Annotated in this window: 20 protein-coding genes and 1 tRNA gene; 15 read left to right on the forward strand and 6 right to left on the reverse strand. The window is 60.4% G+C overall.

Annotated elements, in window-relative coordinates; translation table 11 throughout:
- Nucleotide 1 precedes the first annotated feature (1 nt).
- The 9 genes from AB4O08_RS08785 to AB4O08_RS08825 are packed head-to-tail and all read left to right on the forward strand — an operon-like array spanning nucleotide 2 to nucleotide 7,710.
- Nucleotides 2-931, forward strand: a complete 930-nt coding sequence (locus tag AB4O08_RS08785; protein WP_044286616.1) for a MerR family transcriptional regulator — start codon at nucleotides 2-4, stop codon at nucleotides 929-931.
- The gene (gene phrB, locus AB4O08_RS08790; protein WP_021491930.1) at nucleotides 932-2,377 is read left to right on the forward strand and encodes a deoxyribodipyrimidine photo-lyase; all 1,446 of its coding nucleotides are present in this window, start codon (nucleotides 932-934) and stop codon (nucleotides 2,375-2,377) included.
- Nucleotides 2,370-2,792 (forward strand): nuclear transport factor 2 family protein, encoded by a 423-nt coding sequence (locus tag AB4O08_RS08795; RefSeq protein ID WP_010213297.1) that lies wholly within the window; start codon nucleotides 2,370-2,372, stop codon nucleotides 2,790-2,792. The genes phrB and AB4O08_RS08795 overlap by 8 nt, the downstream gene beginning before the upstream one ends.
- The gene (locus tag AB4O08_RS08800; protein WP_010213299.1) at nucleotides 2,789-3,571 is read left to right on the forward strand and encodes an SDR family NAD(P)-dependent oxidoreductase; all 783 of its coding nucleotides are present in this window, start codon (nucleotides 2,789-2,791) and stop codon (nucleotides 3,569-3,571) included. Before AB4O08_RS08795 ends, AB4O08_RS08800 begins: the two co-directional genes overlap by 4 nt.
- Nucleotides 3,568-4,815 (forward strand): NAD(P)/FAD-dependent oxidoreductase, encoded by a 1,248-nt coding sequence (locus AB4O08_RS08805; protein ID WP_021491931.1) that lies wholly within the window; start codon nucleotides 3,568-3,570, stop codon nucleotides 4,813-4,815. Before AB4O08_RS08800 ends, AB4O08_RS08805 begins: the two co-directional genes overlap by 4 nt.
- On the forward strand, nucleotides 4,812-5,621 hold the full coding sequence (locus AB4O08_RS08810) for a DUF1365 domain-containing protein (protein WP_010213302.1): 810 nt from the start codon (nucleotides 4,812-4,814) through the stop codon (nucleotides 5,619-5,621). The genes AB4O08_RS08805 and AB4O08_RS08810 overlap by 4 nt, the downstream gene beginning before the upstream one ends.
- Nucleotides 5,608-6,879: an SAM-dependent methyltransferase gene (locus tag AB4O08_RS08815; RefSeq protein WP_010213303.1), complete on the forward strand. Its 1,272-nt coding sequence runs from the start codon at nucleotides 5,608-5,610 to the stop codon at nucleotides 6,877-6,879. Before AB4O08_RS08810 ends, AB4O08_RS08815 begins: the two co-directional genes overlap by 14 nt.
- Nucleotides 6,872-7,351, forward strand: a complete 480-nt coding sequence (locus AB4O08_RS08820; protein WP_021491932.1) for a DUF2878 domain-containing protein — start codon at nucleotides 6,872-6,874, stop codon at nucleotides 7,349-7,351. The genes AB4O08_RS08815 and AB4O08_RS08820 overlap by 8 nt, the downstream gene beginning before the upstream one ends.
- Nucleotides 7,352-7,404: 53 nt before the next feature.
- Nucleotides 7,405-7,710, forward strand: coding sequence for a YkgJ family cysteine cluster protein (locus tag AB4O08_RS08825; RefSeq protein WP_016977069.1), 306 nt, complete (start codon nucleotides 7,405-7,407; stop codon nucleotides 7,708-7,710).
- A 136-nt stretch (nucleotides 7,711-7,846) separates the two neighbouring features.
- Here the strand turns inward: AB4O08_RS08825 and AB4O08_RS08830 are convergent, their stop codons facing one another.
- The 6 genes from AB4O08_RS08830 to hemA all read right to left on the reverse strand — a co-directional run bounded on the left by AB4O08_RS08830 (nucleotide 7,847) and on the right by hemA (nucleotide 13,213).
- Nucleotides 7,847-8,365 (reverse strand): acyloxyacyl hydrolase, encoded by a 519-nt coding sequence (locus AB4O08_RS08830; RefSeq protein ID WP_010213306.1) that lies wholly within the window; start codon nucleotides 8,363-8,365, stop codon nucleotides 7,847-7,849.
- A gap of 112 nt (nucleotides 8,366-8,477) precedes the next feature.
- Entirely contained in the window at nucleotides 8,478-9,272 is a 795-nt protein-coding gene (gene murI / locus AB4O08_RS08835) for a glutamate racemase (RefSeq protein ID WP_010213307.1), read from the reverse strand.
- A complete protein-coding gene (locus AB4O08_RS08840; protein WP_010213308.1) occupies nucleotides 9,265-10,020 on the reverse strand; it encodes a molybdopterin-synthase adenylyltransferase MoeB in 756 nt (251 codons plus the stop codon). The genes murI and AB4O08_RS08840 overlap by 8 nt, the downstream gene beginning before the upstream one ends.
- Entirely contained in the window at nucleotides 10,014-10,844 is an 831-nt protein-coding gene (gene prmC / locus AB4O08_RS08845; protein WP_010213309.1) for a peptide chain release factor N(5)-glutamine methyltransferase, read from the reverse strand. The genes AB4O08_RS08840 and prmC overlap by 7 nt, the downstream gene beginning before the upstream one ends.
- The gene (prfA, locus tag AB4O08_RS08850; RefSeq protein WP_010213310.1) at nucleotides 10,845-11,927 is read right to left on the reverse strand and encodes a peptide chain release factor 1; all 1,083 of its coding nucleotides are present in this window, start codon (nucleotides 11,925-11,927) and stop codon (nucleotides 10,845-10,847) included.
- On the reverse strand, nucleotides 11,924-13,213 hold the full coding sequence (hemA, locus tag AB4O08_RS08855) for a glutamyl-tRNA reductase (RefSeq protein WP_010213311.1): 1,290 nt from the start codon (nucleotides 13,211-13,213) through the stop codon (nucleotides 11,924-11,926). The genes prfA and hemA overlap by 4 nt, the downstream gene beginning before the upstream one ends.
- Before the next feature lie 183 nt (nucleotides 13,214-13,396).
- On the opposite strand from hemA, the gene AB4O08_RS08860 reads away from it, so the two are divergent.
- From AB4O08_RS08860 to AB4O08_RS08885, 6 genes are all read left to right on the forward strand, one after another.
- Nucleotides 13,397-15,121, forward strand: a complete 1,725-nt coding sequence (locus AB4O08_RS08860) for a tetratricopeptide repeat protein (RefSeq protein WP_460114802.1) — start codon at nucleotides 13,397-13,399, stop codon at nucleotides 15,119-15,121.
- Nucleotides 15,122-15,125: 4 nt separating this feature from the next.
- Entirely contained in the window at nucleotides 15,126-15,743 is a 618-nt protein-coding gene (gene lolB, locus AB4O08_RS08865) for a lipoprotein insertase outer membrane protein LolB (RefSeq protein ID WP_460114803.1), read from the forward strand.
- Nucleotides 15,744-15,792: 49 nt separating this feature from the next.
- Nucleotides 15,793-16,596 (forward strand): 4-(cytidine 5'-diphospho)-2-C-methyl-D-erythritol kinase, encoded by an 804-nt coding sequence (gene ispE / locus AB4O08_RS08870; protein ID WP_254668498.1) that lies wholly within the window; start codon nucleotides 15,793-15,795, stop codon nucleotides 16,594-16,596.
- Nucleotides 16,597-16,632: 36 nt separating this feature from the next.
- Nucleotides 16,633-16,707, forward strand: a tRNA-Gln gene (locus AB4O08_RS08875).
- Nucleotides 16,708-16,751: 44 nt separating this feature from the next.
- On the forward strand, nucleotides 16,752-17,693 hold the full coding sequence (locus AB4O08_RS08880; protein ID WP_003171603.1) for a ribose-phosphate pyrophosphokinase: 942 nt from the start codon (nucleotides 16,752-16,754) through the stop codon (nucleotides 17,691-17,693).
- A 137-nt stretch (nucleotides 17,694-17,830) separates the two neighbouring features.
- A complete protein-coding gene (locus tag AB4O08_RS08885) occupies nucleotides 17,831-18,427 on the forward strand; it encodes a 50S ribosomal protein L25/general stress protein Ctc (RefSeq protein WP_010213317.1) in 597 nt (198 codons plus the stop codon).
- The last annotated feature ends 161 nt before the right edge of the window (nucleotides 18,428-18,588 follow it).

Here is an 18,588-nt window from a genome sequence, read left to right on the forward strand (position 1 = left end):
CATGAGAGCTGCCCTGCTAGACGAACCCGGCGAAGACTTCGCCCAAGCCCTCGAAGATGGCTGGCTGCCGATCCGCGAAGTGGCGCGCCAGACCGGCGTCAACGCCGTGACCCTGCGCGCCTGGGAACGCCGTTACGGCCTCATCGTGCCCCAGCGCACACCCAAGGGGCATCGGCTGTTCAGCGCCGAGCATGTACAACGTATCCACACCATCCTCACCTGGCTCAATCGCGGCGTACCGGTCAGCCAGGTCAAAGGCCTGATCGACTCCGCCCAGGCCATTCCCGATGCCGTCGAAAACGAATGGCACAGCCTGCGCCAGAACCTGGTGCAAGCCATCAGCGAATTGACCGAGCGCCGGGTGGATGACGCCTTCAACCAGGCCATGGCGCTCTACCCGCCCCGCACCCTGTGCGAGCAACTGCTGCTGCCGTTGCTGCAGGAGCTGGAACAACGCTGGCAAGGCCAGTTCGGCGCGCAGATGGAACGGGTGTTTTTCCTGTCCTGGCTGCGCAGCAAGTTTGGCGCGCGCATCTACCACAATAATCGTCAGCTGCATGGTGCGCCGCTGCTGTTGGTCAACCAATCCGACCTGCCCCTGGAGCCGCACCTGTGGCTCAGCGCCTGGCTCGCCAGCAGCGCCGACTGCCCGGTGGAAGTGTTCGACTGGCCGCTGCCCGCCGGTGAGCTGGCCCTGGCGGTGGAACACCTGCAACCGCGTGCGGTGCTGCTCTATTCGAGCAAGTCGCTCCATCTGTCGGCGTTCGCAAAACTTCTGAGTGGCGTCAGTTGCCCAAAGTTGATTGTCGGACCAACGGTATGCATCCACCAGGCCGAGTTGTCCGTATTAACCCATGACCTCCCCGAATTGTTCGTCGCCGAAGATCCGTTGTCGGCCCACCAACTGCTGATCCAGCGTGGACTTGTTTAAATGCATTTGATCTGGCTGCGCACCGACCTGCGCCTGCACGACAACACTGCTCTGGCCGCCGCGAGCCAGCGGGGCCCGATTGCGGCCGTGTACCTGATCACGCCGCAGCAATGGCAGTCCCACGATGATGCGCCGTGCAAAGTGGACTTCTGGCTGCGCAACCTGCAAGACCTGAGCAAAACGCTGGGCGCGCTGAATATTCCCCTGCTGATCCGCACCGCAGCCACTTGGGACCAAGCGCCCGACGTACTGAGCAAGCTGTGCCGCGAGCTGTCGGCGGAGTCGGTGCACGTCAACGAAGAATATGGCATTCACGAAAGTCGTCGTGATGCTGCCGTGTACAAGGCTTTGGAAGCCGATGGCGTGACCTTCCACCGTTACCTCGATCAACTGTTCTTCCAACCCGGCAGTGTGCTGACCAAGACCGGTACATATTTCCAGGTGTTCAGCCAGTTCCGTAAAGTCTGCTACACCCGCCTGCACAGCGCCCTGCCGCGCATGGTTGCAGCGCCAAAGCCCCAGGCGCCGCTCAAGCTGAAAAGCGATCCCGTCCCGAACACAGTCGAAGGTTTCGCCCCACCCAGCGACAGCCTGCGCGCCCTCTGGCCAGCCGGTGAAGACGAAGCCCGGCGGCGCCTCGATGCCTTCGCCGATCAGCAAATCAGCTACTACAAAGACGAACGCGACTTCCCCGCGAAACCCGGTACCAGCCAGTTGTCTGCCTACCTTGCAGCGGGCGTCGTTTCGCCGCGACAGTGCCTGCATGCCGCGCTGCAAACCAACGGCGGCGAGTTCGAAAGTGGCGACCTGGGCGCCATCACCTGGATCAATGAATTGCTGTGGCGCGAGTTCTACAAACACATCCTGGTCGGTTACCCACGGGTGTCGCGCCACCGCGCGTTCCGCCCGGAAACCGAAGCCGTGGCCTGGCGCAACGCGCCCAAGGACCTCGCCGCCTGGCAGGAAGCGCGCACCGGCTTGCCGATCATCGATGCGGCCATGCGCCAACTGCTGGAAACCGGCTGGATGCATAACCGCCTGCGCATGGTGGTGGCGATGTTCCTGACCAAGAACCTGCTGATTGACTGGCGCGAAGGCGAGCGTTTTTTCATGCGCCACCTGATCGACGGCGACCTGGCGGCGAACAACGGCGGCTGGCAGTGGAGTTCATCCACCGGCACCGACTCCGCGCCATACTTTCGGATTTTCAGCCCGTTGAGCCAATCGGAGAAATTCGACGCTGAAGGCGTGTTCATCAAGCACTGGCTGCCGGAACTGGCCGCGCTGAATAAAAAGGACGTGCACAACCCCGAAGCCGCCGGCGGCCTGTTCGGCGTGGCTGACTACCCGCGCTCGATCGTCGACCTGAAAAAATCCCGTGAACGTGCGCTGGCCGCTTTCCGCAACCTGCCCTCGCGCCAAGCCGCAGGGGGCGACTATGAGTGACTTCCTGCGCCGCTTCGCCCAGGCCTTCACCGCGCTGGACAAGCACAACTTGCACCTGCTCGACAGCCTGTACAGCCAGGACATTGCTTTCGCCGACCCGCTGCACGAAGTCCATGGCTTGCCAGCCCTGCACCGCTACTTCGCCGATCTGTACAGCAACGTCAGCCAGCTGCGCTTTGACTTCCACAGTTTCGACCAGGTCGCCGAAGGCGAAGGTTACTTGCGCTGGAAAATGAGTTTTTGCCACCCTCGCCTGGCCAACGGCAAAGTGATCCGGGTGGAAGGTTGCTCGCACTTGATGTGGCGCGACAAGGTGTACCGCCACCGGGACTATTTCGATGCCGGCGCCATGCTGTACGAACACTTGCCCGTGCTGGGCAGCGTCATCAGCTGGCTTAAAAGGAGAATGGGATGAGCCTGACACCGCCCCGCCGTTATTGGCTGACTGGCGCCAGCAGTGGTATCGGTGCCGCACTGGCCGTGGAGTTGCTCAACAGCGGCGCCCATGTGGCGCTCAGTTCCCGCACCAAAGGGCCTTTGGAAGCGCTCGCGCAACGCTACCCCGGCCAAGTGCTGGTGGTGGCGGGCGACCTGACCAACAGCCAGACCGTGCGCGAGATCGGCGAGCATATCGGCGTGGTCTGGGGTTCGCTGGACACGGTGATCCTCAATGCCGGCACCTGCGAGTACGTGGACGCACGTCAGTTCGACTCATCGATCATCGAGCACGTGGTTCGTACCAACCTGCTGGCGAGCAGTTATTGCATCGAAGCCGCCCTGCCGCTGTTGCGCGCCGGGCAGACGCCACACTTGGTGGGTGTCGCCAGCGCCGTGACCTACTTGCCAATGCCGCGCGCCGAAGCCTATGGCGCCTCCAAGGCTGGCTTGCGCTACCTGTTCGAGTCCCTGCGCATCAGCCTGTCGCCGGAAAATATCGACGTGACCGTGATCAGTCCGGGCTTTGTCGATACGCCACTGACCGAACGCAATGACTTCCCCATGCCGCTCAGTTGGTCGGCGGACAAAGCCGCGCGGCACATCTTCGCCAAGCTGGAAAAACGCCCGCTGGAAATTGCCTTTCCCGCCCTGTTTATCGCCACCCTGTGGCCGCTGTCGAAACTGCCAAACCGCGCACAACTGATCATCGGTAAACGCATGTTGCGCAGCCCGCCGCCGAAGAAGGACGACCTATGAAGATCGCCATCATCGGCAGCGGCATCGCGGGGCTGACCAGTGCCTACCTGCTCAGCCGTCGTCATGAAATCACGCTGTTCGAAGCGGGCAACCGCATCGGCGGGCATACCCACACGGTCAACGTCACCGTCGACGATAAAAGCTACGCGATAGACACCGGTTTTATCGTGTTCAACGACTGGACCTACCCGAACTTCATCCGCCTGTTAGGGCAGATCGGGGTGAAGTTCAAACCCACTGAAATGAGCTTTTCGGTGTGCGACGAAAACACCCGGTTCGAGTACAACGGCAACAACATCAACAGCCTGTTTGCCCAGCGCAGCAACATCCTGTCGCCCGGGTTCTGGGGCATGTTGCGCGACATCCTGCGTTTCAATCGCGAGGCACCGCTGGACCTGCAAGAGCAACGCATCAGCGCCGACATGACGCTGGGGGATTACCTCGAAGCGAAAGGCTATCGCCCGCGGTTCATCCTGCATTACATCGTGCCGATGGGTGCCGCGATCTGGTCGATGTCGCTGGTGGACATGCTGAAATTTCCGCTGCAGTTCTTTGTGCGCTTTTTCAAGAATCACGGGCTGCTCTCGGTGAACAACCGGCCACAGTGGTGTGTGATCGAGGGTGGCTCAAGCAGCTATATCGAACCCCTGACCCGCAACTTTCGCGAACATATCCGCCTCGATTGCCCGGTGCATCTGGTGGAGCGCAATGAAGAGGGCGTGGTGGTCCACAGTGCCGCCGGCACCGAAGCCTTCGACAAGGTGGTGTTTGCCTGCCACAGCGACCAAGCGCTGGCGTTGCTCGGCGACCCCAGCGAGTCCGAGCTGCAAATATTGGGCGCACTGCCCTATGCCGACAATGATGTCGTGCTGCACACCGACACGCGCCTGTTACCCGACCGCCAATTGGCCTGGGCCAGCTGGAACTACCGGCTCACCCCCAACCGTCAGACGCAGGCGGCGGTCACCTATGACATGAACATCCTGCAAGGCATCGACAGCGACACCACGTTTTGCGTCAGCCTCAACCAGACGCCGATGATCAACCCGCTGAAGATTCTTGCCCGCTACACCTACGCCCACCCGCAATACAGTCTGGCGGCAGTGGCGGCCCAGGGACGCCGGGAAGAAATATCCGGCGTGCGCAACACCTTCTACTGCGGTGCCTACTGGGCCAACGGTTTCCACGAAGACGGCGTGGTCAGCGCCCTGCACGTGGCCCAGGCGTTTGGAGAAGCCCTGTGAACAGCGCCCTGTACAGCGGCTGGATTGCCCATCGCCGGTTTGCGCCCAAGGCCCACGCCTTTCGGTACCGCATCGGCCTGCTGTACCTGGACCTGAGCGAGGAACACGAAGTGCTCGGGCTTACGCCCCTGGCCGGGCGCAGCCGCCTGGCGCCTTTCGGTTTTCGCCAGCAGGACTACCTGCGTGAATTGACGCGCACCGGCATGAGCTTGAGCGATGCCGTGCGCCAGGAAGTCGGCAAGGCACTGGGGCGTACACCCCAGGGCGTTATCTGCCTACTGACCCAGGCCCGCAGTTGGGGCCTGGCTTTTAATCCCGTGAGTTTCTTCTACTGCTTCGAGGCCGACGGACGTCTGGCCGCGATCCTGTGTGAAGTGACCAACACCCCGTGGCGCGAGCGTTATCACTACGTGCTGCCGGCCCAGGCACTGAACGCGAATGAGCACCAGCACTTCGCCGTCGCCAAGGCCTTCCATGTGTCACCATTCTTGCCGCGCGACCTGGAATACCGCATGAGCTTCAGCCCGCCCGCCGCCAAACTCGGCGTGCACATGGCCGATTGGCAGGGCGAATTGAAAGTCTTCGACGCCACCTTGAGCCTGCAGAAAGAGACGCTGAACCGCACCAGCCTGCACCGCTACTTGTGGCGCTTTCCCTGGATGACCGCCAAGACCTGCCTCGCGATCTATTGGCAGGCCCTGCGCCTGTTGCTCAAACGCACACCGATTTTTTCCCACCGGGCCGCCGATGGCGCCTCTCGCACCGCAGTCGGGTACACCAAGGATCGCCGCCATGAAATCCCCTAGCTTATCGGTCAAAACCCATCGCCTGAACGTCAACGGCATGACCGCCGCGCTGCTGCGCAAGGCCGTGCTGCGGCAACTCAGCCAGTTGCGCCATGGTCAGTTGGTGGTGATCGAGGACGGCGAGCGCCAGGTATTCGGTGCACGGGAAGCGCATCTGTTGGGGGAGATCCAGATCCTGGATTCGGCCGTGTGGGGCCTGGTGGCGGCCAACGGTTCCATCGGTGCCGGAGAAGCCTTTATCCACGGTTACTGGAGCAGCCCGGACCTCACGGCGGTGGTGCGCGTGATGGTCAGTAACCTCGACGTACTCGATGCAATGGAAGGTGGCCTGGCACGCCTGACACGTCCGTTCACCCAGGGCCTGCACTGGCTCAACCGCAATACGCGCAAGGGCTCGCAGAAAAACATTGCCGCCCACTATGACCTGGGCAATGACCTGTTCGAAGAGTTCCTCGACCCGACCATGATGTACTCGGCGGCGCAATTCCTGACCGCCGACGACACCCTGGAACAGGCGCAACTGAATAAACTGGAGCGCATCTGCCAGAAGCTCGCCCTCAAGCCCAGCGACCACCTGCTGGAAATCGGCACCGGCTGGGGCAGCATGGCGCTGTATGCGGCGCAGCAGTATGGCTGCAAGGTCACCACCACGACCTTGTCCAAAGAGCAGTTTGCCTACACTGAAAAACGCATCGTCGCCCTGGGGCTGCAGGATCAAGTCACGCTGCTGTTACAGGATTACCGCGACCTTACGGGCCAGTACGACAAGCTCGTGTCGATCGAGATGATCGAGGCGGTGGGTCATCGCTTCCTGCCAACCTACTTCAAACAGTGCGCGCACCTGCTCAAGAGCGACGGCCTGATGTTGCTGCAAGCCATCACCATTCGCGACCAACGCTACGAGCAGGCCAAAACCAACGTCGACTTTATCCAGCGCTATATCTTCCCGGGCGGCGCCCTGCCCTGCGTGCAAAAAATGCTGCAGATCGTCAGCCGCGACACCGATATGAACCTGCTGCACATGGAAGATTTCGGCCTGCACTACGCGCGCACCTTGCGCCTGTGGCATGAGAATTTTCGCCGCGCGCACGGCCGCCTGGCAGAATTGGGCTACGACGAATACTTCCTGCGGTTGTGGGAGTTTTACCTGTGCTACTGCGAAGGCGGTTTTATGGAACGCACCATCGGCACCGCGCAATTGCTGTTGGCCAAACCATCCGCGATCAACCCGCCGCTGCTCGGTCGTTTCAGTGCTTAAGACACTGTCCAATGCCGTGCTGTTTCAATGCGGCTGGTTTGCTTGTGTGCTTGGCGGTGACAGCGTGTGGCTACTGGTCGGGCTGGCCGTACTTGCCATTCATCTGCTGTGGATAAGTTCGTGGGCCGCCGACGGCAAGCTGATCCTGAGCGTAACGGTCGTAGGCACGTTATTGGATACCACGTTGCGTGCGCTGGGCGTGTTCCAGTTCACGGAACCGGGGCCGCTGATTCCCTTCTGGTTGATCCTGTTGTGGGCGTTGCTCGCGACGACATTGCGCCATTGCCTGGCCTGGAGCGCCCGTCCCTGGTGGCGTGCGGCAATATTGGGCGCAGTGGGCGGCCCGCTTTCCTACTTTGCAGGCAGCCAATTGGCAGGGGTGAAATTTGGCTTCGCCCTCGCGCCGACGATGGTTGTCCTGGCGCTGCTGTGGGCGGTGGTGTTTGTAGGGTTGCACCGATTGGCACGCTGACGCCTGTCAGTCGTTTCACACCTGTATCACCCGCTTGCCTTACACTGCCCCCTATGACGAACATCCCCCACACCCAAATCACCGAACCCGCGGTCACCTGCTCGACCTGCGCGGCTTGCTGCTGTCAGTTGGAGGTCATGCTGATCACCGACACCGGCGTGCCGGAGCGCTATATCGACACCGATGACTGGGGCGGCGAAGTGATGCTGCGCCTGGACGACGGCTGGTGCGCGGCGCTGGATCGGGACACGATGATGTGTACGATCTACGAGCGACGGCCGCTGATCTGCCGGGAATTCGAGATGGGAGCGCCGGAGTGCCTGACCGAACGCGAAGGGATTGCGACGGCGTATCGCTGATCATGAAATGAGCGGGGATCTAAATGTGGGAGCGGGCTTGCTCGCGAAAGCGGTGTATCAGTCAGACATTTACCAACTGACACACCGCTTTCGCGAGCAAGCCCGCTCCCACAGGGGATCTTCAACGGCCTGAAGGTTACAGCGGCATGGTGTAATGCAGCGCGTAACTCTCTACACCATCGTTATTGCTGCTGATGCCAGCGTTGGAATAATGCGTGGCACGAATGCCCACTTCATGCCCACCCGCGAAGCGCAGGCCGAAACCCAGACGGTCTTCGAACTGGAAAGCCTGGCCGATGTTGTTGTCTTCCACTTTGGTGCGCGAGAACACCGCAACACCAATCCCGGCTTCGATATAAGGCTTGACCTTTTCCCCGGCAAACTCGTACACGAACACCGGCGAGAACGACAGGCTGCTAACGCTGGCGCGCTTGTCTCCGTCCCAATAGGTGTAGGCGCCGCTCCAGTAACCGGTCAATCGACCGGTATCGCTCTGCCACCAGCTTTTATCCCAGTCCGATGTCAGCCCCAGCCGATAGGTCATGGTCGAATCGCTGGTGCCCCCCACACCCAACTCCAGGCCAGCGGCCTGCGCTGAAACAGAGTGCCCCACTACTGCGGCCGCAATCGCAGCCAAACAGAACAAGCGCTTCATAAGAAACATCCTTTCCGAACGAAGTTATATGGTTTTGTACAGGCTATCTCGCTATAGAAGCTGGCGTGTAGTCAGAAGTTCCAGTGGATAACACCGGAATTTCACGAATTTTTCACGCACCAAAGCTTCGCACAACGCCCGGATATTTCCATAGTGTCGGTAGGATATTTCTTAGCTGATACACATCGCCGCTGGTCCAGAACTGTGCAGGTTCAGGCTTGCCGTCGGCCAACAGGTCGCGCTCGCCCAGCAAACGCTTGAGCTGGCGGGCCACAGCGGCGCCGGTGTCGATGAGGATGATGCTGGGGGGCAACATCTGCGCCAGGAGTGGCTTGAGGAAGGGGTAGTGGGTGCAGCCAAGGATGATGGTGTCACAGCCGGCGCTGAGCAGCGGCTCTATGTATCCCTGCAACATCTTGCGCAGGGCGGGGCTGTTCAGGTCGCCGGTTTCAATCAGTTCCACCAGCCCTGGGCAGGGTTGGGTAATGACCCGCACATCCGTCGCGAAACGGTCGAGTAATGCCGCGAATTTGGCGCTTTGCAGGGTACCGGTGGTGGCAAGCACGCCGACCACGCCACTACGGGTCGCTGCGGCGGCCGGTTTGACGGCCGGCTCCATGCCCACCAGTGGCCAGTCGGGATAATCCTGGCGCAAGTCAGCAACCGCCGCGACCGTCGCGGTATTGCAAGCGATCACAAAGGCCTTGGCGCCCTTTTCGCGGAAAAACTCGGCAACCAACCGCGATCGCTCGCGAATGAACGCGGGCGTTTTCTCTCCATAGGGGATATGCCCGCAGTCGGCCACGTACAGCAACGACTCATGGGGCAACAATTGCTGGATTTCGTCCAATACCGACAAACCGCCGACACCGGAGTCGAACACACCAATAGGCGCGCCCTTAACCATGCTGAGTCCCGCAGACGCTACAACCGGGGTCACGCTTGACGCGCAATTCGCGAAAGCGCGTGGTCAAGGCATCGATGAGCAACAGGCGGCCCACCAACGGCTCACCGAACCCGGCCAGCAGTTTCAAGGCTTCCAGCGCTTGCAAGCTGCCGACCAGCCCCACCAGCGGGCCGACCACGCCGGCTTCGCTGCAAGTGAGTTCGGTATCGCTGCCGTGCCCGTATAAACAGTGGTAGCACGGGCTTTCGGCGCGACGCGGGTCGAATACCGACAGCTGCCCTTCAAGGCGAATGGCTGCACCGCTGATCAAGGGTTTAGCCGCCGCGACGCAAGCCGCGTTGACCGCTTCGCGGGTGGAGAAGTTATCGCTGCAATCGAGCACCACGTCCACCGCTTCGACCGCGGCTGCCAGTGAATCAACATCCAGGGCGGTGCGGTGGGCGATCAGCTTGATCTCGGGGTTGATAGCCGTCAGGCGGCGCAAGGCCGAATCAACCTTGGTCTGCCCGACGCTGTCGGTGTCATGGATGATCTGGCGTTGCAGGTTGGTCAGGTCGACGGTGTCGAAGTCCGCCAGGTGCAACTCGCCCACACCGGCTGCCGCCAGGTAAAGCGCAACGGGTGCGCCCAGGCCACCGAGGCCGATGATCAGCGCCCGGCTGTTTTTCAGGCGCAATTGGCCGTCAATGTCGACATGCTGCAACAGAATCTGTCGGCTATAGCGCAACAGCTCCTGATCGGTCAGCACGGACGGCGTCCCAGGGTAATGCGCTCGTGACCGCCGAGATCGATACGGCTGTGCACGTCTTCGAAACCTTCACTCAATAGCAGGTCGCGCACGGCGGGGGCCTGGTCGTAACCATGCTCCAGCAGCAATCGCCCACCGGCATTCAGGTGAGCGGGAGCGTGTTTGATGATCAGGCGCAGGTCGTCCAAACCATCATGGCCGGCCACCAGTGCACTGGCCGGTTCAAAGCGCACATCGCCCGCCACAAGGTGCGGATCATTGGCGGCGATGTAAGGCGGGTTGCTGATGATCAGGTCATAGGTATGACCTTGCAACGCGCTGAACCAATGGCTGTTCAGCACCGTGGCGTTAGTGAGGTGCAGCCGCTGGCGATTGCGCTCGGCCAAGGCCACGGCTTCCAGCACGCGGTCGACGGCGGTGACCTGCCAGGCCGGGCGTTCGCTGGCCAGGGCCAAAGCGATGGCGCCGCTGCCGGTGCCCAGGTCGAGGACCTTGGCGGGTGTGGCCGCTAACAACTCCAGGGCGGCTTCCACCAGCAATTCAGTGTCCGGGCGCGGGATCAGCGTGTGGGGCGCGACCTCCAGGTCCAACTTCCAGAAGCCTTGCTGGCCAAGGATATAGGCCACCGGCTCACCGCCACGACGGCGTTGCAGGAAACCGGCAAAGGTCAGCGCGTCTTCGCTGGTGACGATTTTTTCCGGCCAGGTGTGCAGGTAACTGCGCGACTTGCCCAACGCCGCCGCCAGCAACAATTCGGCATCCAGACGCGCTGTGGGCGAGTCCGGCAGGTCGGCGGCGCGCAGCAGGCTGGCGATGATGGTCATTTATTCACCTATCGCTGCGAGTTGATCTGCCTGGTATTCGGCGAGCAACGGCTCGATCACCGCGTCGACACCCCCGGCAAGAATCTCGTCCAGGGAGTAAAGCGTGAGGTTGACCCGATGGTCGGTGACCCGGCCCTGGGCAAAGTTGTAGGTACGGATTCGTTCGGAGCGATCGCCCGAACCCACCAAGAGCTTACGTTCGCTGGCAATCGCGTTGGCGGCGGCGCTGGTCTGCTGGTCGTTGAGCTTGGCCGACAGCCACGACATCGCCCGCGCGCGGTTCTTGTGCTGGGAACGTTCTTCCTGGCACTCCACCACGATGCCCGAGGGCAAGTGGGTGATGCGGATGGCGGAGTCGGTCTTGTTGACGTGCTGACCACCCGCGCCCGACGAGCGGTAGGTATCGATGCGCAAGTCCGCCGGATTGATCTCGATGGCTTCCTGTTCGTCCGGCTCGGGCAGCACGGCGACAGTGCACGCGGAAGTGTGGATACGACCTTGGGACTCGGTCGCCGGCACGCGTTGTACGCGGTGCGCGCCAGACTCGAACTTGAGCTTGCCGTAAACGTTATCGCCTTCAACCCGCGCGATGACTTCTTTATAGCCGCCGTGTTCGCCCTCGTTCTCGGACAGGATTTCCACCCGCCAGCCGCGACGCTCGGCGTAACGCGAATACATGCGGAACAGGTCGCCGGAGAAGATCGCCGCCTCGTCGCCGCCAGTGCCGGCACGGATTTCGAGGAAGACGTTACGCCCGTCGTTCGGGTCCTTGGGCAGCAGCATGCGTTGCAGATCGCCTTCCAGCGCGGCGAGTTTTTCCTTGGCTTCGCGAACTTCTTCCACGGCCATCTCGCGCATGTCCGGGTCGCTGTCCTTAAGCAGTGCCTGGGCGCCTTCAAGGTCGGCCTGCACTTTGAGCAGGTTCTTGTAGGTAGCCACCACCGGCTCAACGTCGGCGTACTCCTTGGAATAGGCACGGAACTTGGTTTGATCGGAGATGACTTCGCCATCGCCAAGCAAAGCGGTCAGTTCTTCGAAACGGTCCTGGAGCACGTCCAGTTTATTGAGCAGTGACGCTTTCATTGCGATTTTTTATCCGAAGAGCTATCTGACGCGCCCTCACCGAGGGCAAAGAGTTCCTGGGCCATGGCCAGCGCATCGAGGCGGCCTTCGGCAGTAAGCTTTTTCAATTGTACGCTGGGTGCGTGGAGCAGCTTGTTGGTGAGACCGCGAGCCAGTTGCATCAGCACTTCTTCGGCGCTGCTGCCGTTGGCCAACAAACGCTGAGCCTTGATCAGCTCCTCGTCGCGCAAGCGCTCGCCCTGCTGACGATACGCCTTGAGCACATCCACCGCCGCCAATTCACGCAGGCGCACCATGAAATCTTCGGCGCCCGTGCTGACCATCTCTTCAGCGGCCTGGGCGGCGCCCTGGCGGCTCTTGAGGTTTTCGGCGACCACTTCGTGCAAATCGTCGACGCTATAGAGGTAAACGTCGTCCAACTCGCCGACTTCGGGTTCGATATCGCGGGGAACGGCGATATCCACCATAAAAATCGGCTTGTGCTTGCGCAGCTTCAACGCACTCTCGACCGCGCCCTTGCCAAGAATCGGCAACTGGCTGGCCGTGGAGCTGATGACGATATCGCTGCGCACCAGTTCGGCCGGGATATCCGATAGCAACACCGCATGGGCGCCGAACTGCTCGGCGAGGATGCTCGCGCGCTCCAGGGTACGGTTGGCGACCACGATGCGCTTCACGCCCAGGTCATGCAGGTGACGGGCGACCAGGGTGATGGTCTCGCCGGCGCCGATCAGCAGCGCCTGGCTGCGTTGCAAGTCACTGAAAATCTGTTTGGCCAGGCTGACGGCAGCAAACGCCACGGACACCGGGTTTTCACCGATGGCTGTATCGGTGCGTACTTGCTTGGCGGAGTTGAACGTGGCCTGGAACAACCGGCCCAGCAGCGGGCCGACGGTGCCTGCCTCACGCGCCACGGCGTAGGCGGACTTCATCTGGCCGAGAATCTGCGGTTCGCCCAGCACCAGCGAATCGAGACCGGCTGCCACACGCATCATGTGACGAACTGCCGCATCTTCTTCGTGCACATAAGCACACGCACGCAGGTCATCGAGGCTCAAATGGTGAAAATCGGCCAGCCAGCGCAGTACGACATCCGCTGAAAGATGTTCCTGCTCTATATAGAGCTCGCTGCGATTGCAGGTCGAAAGGATCGCAGCTTCGCGACTGTCGGTGAGCCGGCAGAGCTGCTGCAGGGCCTCAACCAACTGCTCCGGCGTAAACGCCACGCGCTCGCGCACGTCTACGGAGGCAGTCTTGTGGTTAATACCGAGTGCGAGGAAGGCCATTCAATATCGCTGATGATGTCGGGAAGCCGACAATTGTCCTACTTCGATAGATTCAGAACAACCACCGTCGTCTATTGTCCCTATATGTTGTGCCTATGAAAGGCGTCCGCTGAGTCTCGGTTATGTTTGGCCGAAGGCTTGTGTCATGATGATCCGACCGCAGGTTAGTCGTCCTCTTCCTATATGAATAGATCTTCCGCGTTGCTCCTTGCTTTTGTCTTCCTCAGCGGCTGCCAGGCCATGGCACCCGTGTCGCCGGACGGTACGCCGCCGGTGGAAGACAGCACCCCCGCCCCTGAAAAGCCTAAGGTTTATTCCTCGTTCAGTGAAGAAACGGTGTTCAGCCTGCTGAGCGCGGAGCTGGCCGGCCAGCGCAATCGTTTCGATATTGCGCTGGATAACTACGTGACCCAGGCCATCAACACCCAGGATCCGGGGATTTCCGAGCGCGCGTTCCGCATCGCCGAGTACTTGGGTGCCGACCAGGCTGCGCTGGATACGTCGTTGATCTGGGCGAAAAACGCACCGGACGATCTGGAAGCCCAACGGGCGGCAGCCGTTCAACTGGCACGCGCCGGGCGCTATGACGACTCCATGATCTATATGGAGAAGGTGCTGCAGGGCAAGGGCGATACCCATTTCGACTTCCTCGCGCTGTCGGCGGCCGACACTGACCAGGACACGCGCGATGGCCTGATGAAGAGCTTCGACCGCCTGCTGCAAAAACACCCGAAGAACAGCCAGCTGATTTTCGGCAAGGCCTTGCTGCTGCAACAGGATGACGAAGCCGACGCGGCGCTGAAACTTCTGGAGCAGAATCCGCCGGAAGAAGGCGAAATCGCCCCGATCCTGTTGCGCGCGCGCCTGCTGCAGAACCTCAATCGCGGCAAGGAAGCGATTCCGCTGCTGGAAAAAAGCATCAAGAAGTATCCCGAAGACAAGCGCCTGCGCCTGACCTATGCGCGCATGCTGGTAGAGCAGGACCGCATGGAGGACGCCAAAGTGCAGTTCGCCAGCCTGGTCCAGCAATACCCGGACGATGACGAACTGCGCTACTCCCTGGCACTGGTGTGCCTGGAAGCCAAGGCCTGGGACGAGGCCAAGGGTTACCTTGAAGAGCTGATCCAGCGCGAAAGCCATGTGGACTCGGCGCACCTGAACCTCGGCCGTATCGCCGAGGAGCGCAACGACCCGCAGGCTGCCCTGCTCGAATACGCCCAAGTCGGCCCCGGCAATGACTACCTCCCGGCCCAGTTGCGCCAGGCCGACATCCTGATGAGCAACGGCCGCACCGACGAGGCGGAAAAGCGCCTGGCGGCTGCGCGCGATGCCGAGCCGGACTATGCGATCCAGCTGTACCTGATCCAGGCCGAGACCTTGTCGGCCAACAATCAGAGCGAGCGCGCCTGGAAACTGCTGCAACAAGCCTTGTTGCAATTCCCCGACGATTTGAACCTGCTGTATACCCGCGCCATGCAGGCGGAAAAACGCAATGACCTGGCACAGATGGAAAAAGACCTGCGCCTGATCATCAAACGCGACCCGGACAATGCCATGGCCCTCAACGCGCTGGGCTACACGCTGTCCGATCGCACCACGCGTTACGCCGAAGCCAAGGTGTTGATCGAACAGGCTCACAAGCTCAACCCGGAAGACCCGGCCGTGCTCGACAGCCTGGGCTGGGTGAATTACCGCCTGGGCAACCTGGACGAAGCCGAAAGCCTGCTGCGCCAGGCGCTGGAGCGCTTCCCCGATCAGGAAGTCGCCGCTCACCTGGGCGAAGTGCTGTGGGCCAATGGCAAACAACGCGAAGCCCGCCAGATCTGGGAAAAATTCCTCAAGGAACAACCCGAAAGCCCCATCCTGCGCGGCACCATCAAACGCCTGACCGGATCCGAGACCCTTTAAGCTTATGTTCTTGCGCCACATTATTGTTTTCAGCTTTATCGCCCTGCTCGCCGGTTGCGCGGGTTTCGGCGCCCGTGAATCCGTTGAAGGCCAGGGCAACCCGGCGCAGTGGAAACAGCACAAGGACCAGCTCAGCAGCATCGATGGCTGGCAGATCGAAGGCAAAGTGGGGGTTCGCGCGCCGAAGGACTCCGGCAGCGGCACCTTGTTCTGGCTGCAACGCCAGGATTACTACGATATTCGCCTGTCCGGCCCGCTGGGACGTGGCGCGGCGCGCCTGACGGGTCGACCGGGGCAAGTCAGCCTCGAGGTGGCCAACCAGGGGCGTTATGAAGCGACCTCGCCGGAAGCGCTGCTGGAAGAACAGATTGGCTGGAAGCTGCCGGTGTCTCACCTGGTCTGGTGGGTACGCGGTCTGCCCGCGCCTGACAGCAAGAGTCGCCTGAGCCTCAATGGCGACAGCCGCCTGGCAACGCTGGAACAAGATGGCTGGCAGGTGGAGTATTTGAGCTATGTGGAACAAAGCGGCTATTGGCTGCCCGAGCGCATCAAGCTGCACGGCACCGACCTTGACGTCACGCTGGTGATCAAGGACTGGCAACCGCGCAAGCTGGGGCAATAACGTGACCGGACAAACATTGACCCTGCCCTCCCCGGCCAAGCTCAATCTGATGCTGCACATTCTCGGTCGCCGCAAAGACGGCTATCACGAGTTGCAGACACTGTTTCAATTTCTCGACTACGGCGATGAACTGACCTTCGCCGTGCGCGACGATGGCGTGATCAAGCTGCATACCGAATTCGAAGGCGTCCCTCACGACAGCAACTTGATCGTGAAGGCGGCGAAAAAACTTCAGGAGCAATCCGGTTGCCGGCTCGGCATCGATATCTGGATCGATAAAATTTTGCCCATGGGCGGTGGAATCGGTGGCGGCAGCTCGAATGCCGCCACCACATTGCTGGGTCTGAATCATTTATGGCAACTGGGCTGGGACGATGATCGCCTGGCAGCGCTGGGCCTGACGCTGGGCGCCGACGTCCCGGTTTTCGTGCGTGGGCACGCGGCTTTCGCCGAGGGCGTAGGGGAAAAACTCACCCCCGAATACCCCGAAGAGCCGTGGTATGTCGTGCTTGTTCCGCAAGTATCTGTAAGTACAGCAGAAATTTTTTCAGATCCACTGTTGACACGTAACTCTCCTCCCATTAAAGTGCGCCCCGTTCCCAAGGGAAACAGTCGAAATGACTGCTTACCGGTTGTAGCAAGGCGTTATCCAGAAGTACGTAACGCTTTGAATTTGTTAGGTAAATTTACCGAAGCAAAATTAACCGGAACTGGAAGTTGTGTGTTTGGGGGCTTCCCAAGCAAAGCTGAAGCTGATAAAGTCTCGGCCCTTCTTACAGAGACCCTTACAGGGTTTGTAGCAAAGGGAAGCAACGTTTCGATGTTGCATCGCAAGCTGCAAAGTCTGCTCTAAAGGAACCGAGTGTTAGGCACTCGTTGCAACAGATACAGGGGCGTCGCCAAGCGGTAAGGCAGCAGGTTTTGATCCTGCCATGCGTTGGTTCGAATCCAGCCGCCCCTGCCATTTCTATACTCATCCAGGTTACCCTCAGCCTCTAGGTACTGCGCGTGTCCAAGATGATGGTCTTTACGGGGAATGCTAACCCCGATCTGGCTCGACGTGTCGTACGTCAGCTGCATATCCCTCTCGGTGACATCTCTGTCGGTAAGTTTTCCGACGGCGAAATTACAGCCGAGATCAATGAAAACGTCCGCGGTAAAGACGTCTTCATTATTCAGCCGACTTGCGCTCCGACCAACGATAACCTGATGGAACTCGTCGTGATGGCTGATGCCTTCCGCCGCTCCTCAGCGACTCGAATCACAGCTGTAATCCCTTACTTTGGTTATGCCCGTCAGGATCGCCGTCCGCGTTCCGCACGTGTGGCTATCAGCGCGAAAGTCGTTGCTGACATGCTCACCGTGGTAGGTATCGACCGTGTGCTCACGGTTGACCTGCACGCTGACCAAATCCAGGGGTTCTTCGATATTCCGGTAGATAACATCTACGGCTCCCCAGTATTGGTGGATGACATCGAAGACCAGCGCTTTGAAAACCTGATGATCGTGTCCCCGGACATTGGTGGCGTCGTGCGTGCACGAGCTGTTGCCAAATCCCTGGGCGTGGACCTCGGGATCATCGACAAACGCCGCGAGAAAGCCAATCACTCTGAAGTGATGCATATCATCGGTGATGTCGAAGGGCGTACCTGTATTCTGGTTGATGACATGGTCGACACCGCCGGCACCCTGTGCCACGCGGCGAAAGCCTTGAAAGAGCACGGTGCGGCTAAAGTCTTCGCCTACTGCACACACCCTGTGCTGTCGGGCCGAGCGATCGAGAACATCGAGAACTCCGTGTTGGACGAACTGGTGGTGACTAACACCATCCCGTTGTCCGCCGCAGCTCAAGCCTGTGCGCGTATCCGTCAACTGGATATCGCACCGGTCGTTGCCGAGGCGGTCCGCCGCATCAGCAATGAAGAATCGATCAGCGCGATGTTCCGCTAAGGGTCAAACCTTCGGCACATCCCACTGACGAAAAGCGCCCCGCCCTGACATTCTGTTGGGGCGGGGCTTTTTTGCCCATGTCGAGTACGGCGCTGGTCGCAAACGCCCCTCGATGATGGCTATTTTGGAGATACAAAATGACTGACTTTACTCTGAACGCTCAAGCGCGTACTGACCTGGGGAAAGGTGCGAGCCGCCGCCTGCGTCACGCCGCCAACATCCCAGCCGTTGTATACGGTGGCAACAAGCCTGCTGAATCCGTGACCATCCTGGCCAAGGAAATCGCCAAGCTGTTCGAAAACGAAGCTGCCTACAGCCACGTTATCGAACTGAACGTCGACGGCGCCAAGCAGAACGTCATCGTTAAAGCGATGCAGCGTCACCCGTCCAAGCAGTTCATCATGCACGCTGACTTCGTTCGCGTTGTAGCTGGCCAGAAACTGACCGCTATCGTGCCTGTGCACTTTGTTGGCGAAGAAGCTCCGGTCAAGAAAGGCGGCGAGATCTCGCACGTCCTGAACGAAATCGAAGTGACCTGCCTGCCGAAAGACCTGCCTGAGTTCATCGAAGTCGACCTGTCGGCTCTGGAAGTCGGCGCAATCGTTCACCTGTCCGACCTCAAAGCCCCTAAAGGCGTTGAGTTTGTCGCACTGGCTCACGGTGATGACAAAGCTGTTGCCAACGTTCACGCTCCACGCGTTGCTCCAGAAGCTGAAGAAGGCGCTGCAGAGTAATTCACTCTGTATTGCCGGAGCTTGAGGAAACATCGCGGACCGAAACGTAGCGAGAAAGCGGGCGATAACGCGGCGTTTACTCTTGAGTAAATAGCTTCTGTCGTCCACTTTCGCCGCACACAGGTTGCGGCGATGTTATCCACAACTCCAAAGGAAGGGCC

Source organism: Pseudomonas sp. H3_E07, assembly GCF_054668895.1.

Excerpts from the sequence above, each read along its gene's own strand:
- prfA (WP_010213310.1), bottom strand. The coding sequence starts at position 11,927 with ATGAAAGCGTCACTGCTCAATAAACTGGACGTGCTCCAGGACCGTTTC.
- AB4O08_RS08785 (WP_044286616.1), top strand. The coding sequence starts at position 2 with ATGAGAGCTGCCCTGCTAGACGAACCCGGCGAAGACTTCGCCCAAGCC.
- prmC (WP_010213309.1), bottom strand. The coding sequence starts at position 10,844 with ATGACCATCATCGCCAGCCTGCTGCGCGCCGCCGACCTGCCGGACTCG.
- AB4O08_RS08805 (WP_021491931.1), top strand. The coding sequence starts at position 3,568 with ATGAAGATCGCCATCATCGGCAGCGGCATCGCGGGGCTGACCAGTGCC.
- hemA (WP_010213311.1), bottom strand. The coding sequence starts at position 13,213 with ATGGCCTTCCTCGCACTCGGTATTAACCACAAGACTGCCTCCGTAGAC.
- AB4O08_RS08815 (WP_010213303.1), top strand. The coding sequence starts at position 5,608 with ATGAAATCCCCTAGCTTATCGGTCAAAACCCATCGCCTGAACGTCAAC.
- ispE (WP_254668498.1), top strand. The coding sequence starts at position 15,793 with ATGCTGCACATTCTCGGTCGCCGCAAAGACGGCTATCACGAGTTGCAG.
- AB4O08_RS08885 (WP_010213317.1), top strand. The coding sequence starts at position 17,831 with ATGACTGACTTTACTCTGAACGCTCAAGCGCGTACTGACCTGGGGAAA.
- lolB (WP_460114803.1), top strand. The coding sequence starts at position 15,126 with ATGTTCTTGCGCCACATTATTGTTTTCAGCTTTATCGCCCTGCTCGCC.
- AB4O08_RS08825 (WP_016977069.1), top strand. The coding sequence starts at position 7,405 with ATGACGAACATCCCCCACACCCAAATCACCGAACCCGCGGTCACCTGC.
- AB4O08_RS08830 (WP_010213306.1), bottom strand. The coding sequence starts at position 8,365 with ATGAAGCGCTTGTTCTGTTTGGCTGCGATTGCGGCCGCAGTAGTGGGG.
- AB4O08_RS08860 (WP_460114802.1), top strand. The coding sequence starts at position 13,397 with ATGAATAGATCTTCCGCGTTGCTCCTTGCTTTTGTCTTCCTCAGCGGC.
- AB4O08_RS08800 (WP_010213299.1), top strand. The coding sequence starts at position 2,789 with ATGAGCCTGACACCGCCCCGCCGTTATTGGCTGACTGGCGCCAGCAGT.
- AB4O08_RS08795 (WP_010213297.1), top strand. The coding sequence starts at position 2,370 with ATGAGTGACTTCCTGCGCCGCTTCGCCCAGGCCTTCACCGCGCTGGAC.
- phrB (WP_021491930.1), top strand. The coding sequence starts at position 932 with ATGCATTTGATCTGGCTGCGCACCGACCTGCGCCTGCACGACAACACT.
- murI (WP_010213307.1), bottom strand. The coding sequence starts at position 9,272 with ATGGTTAAGGGCGCGCCTATTGGTGTGTTCGACTCCGGTGTCGGCGGT.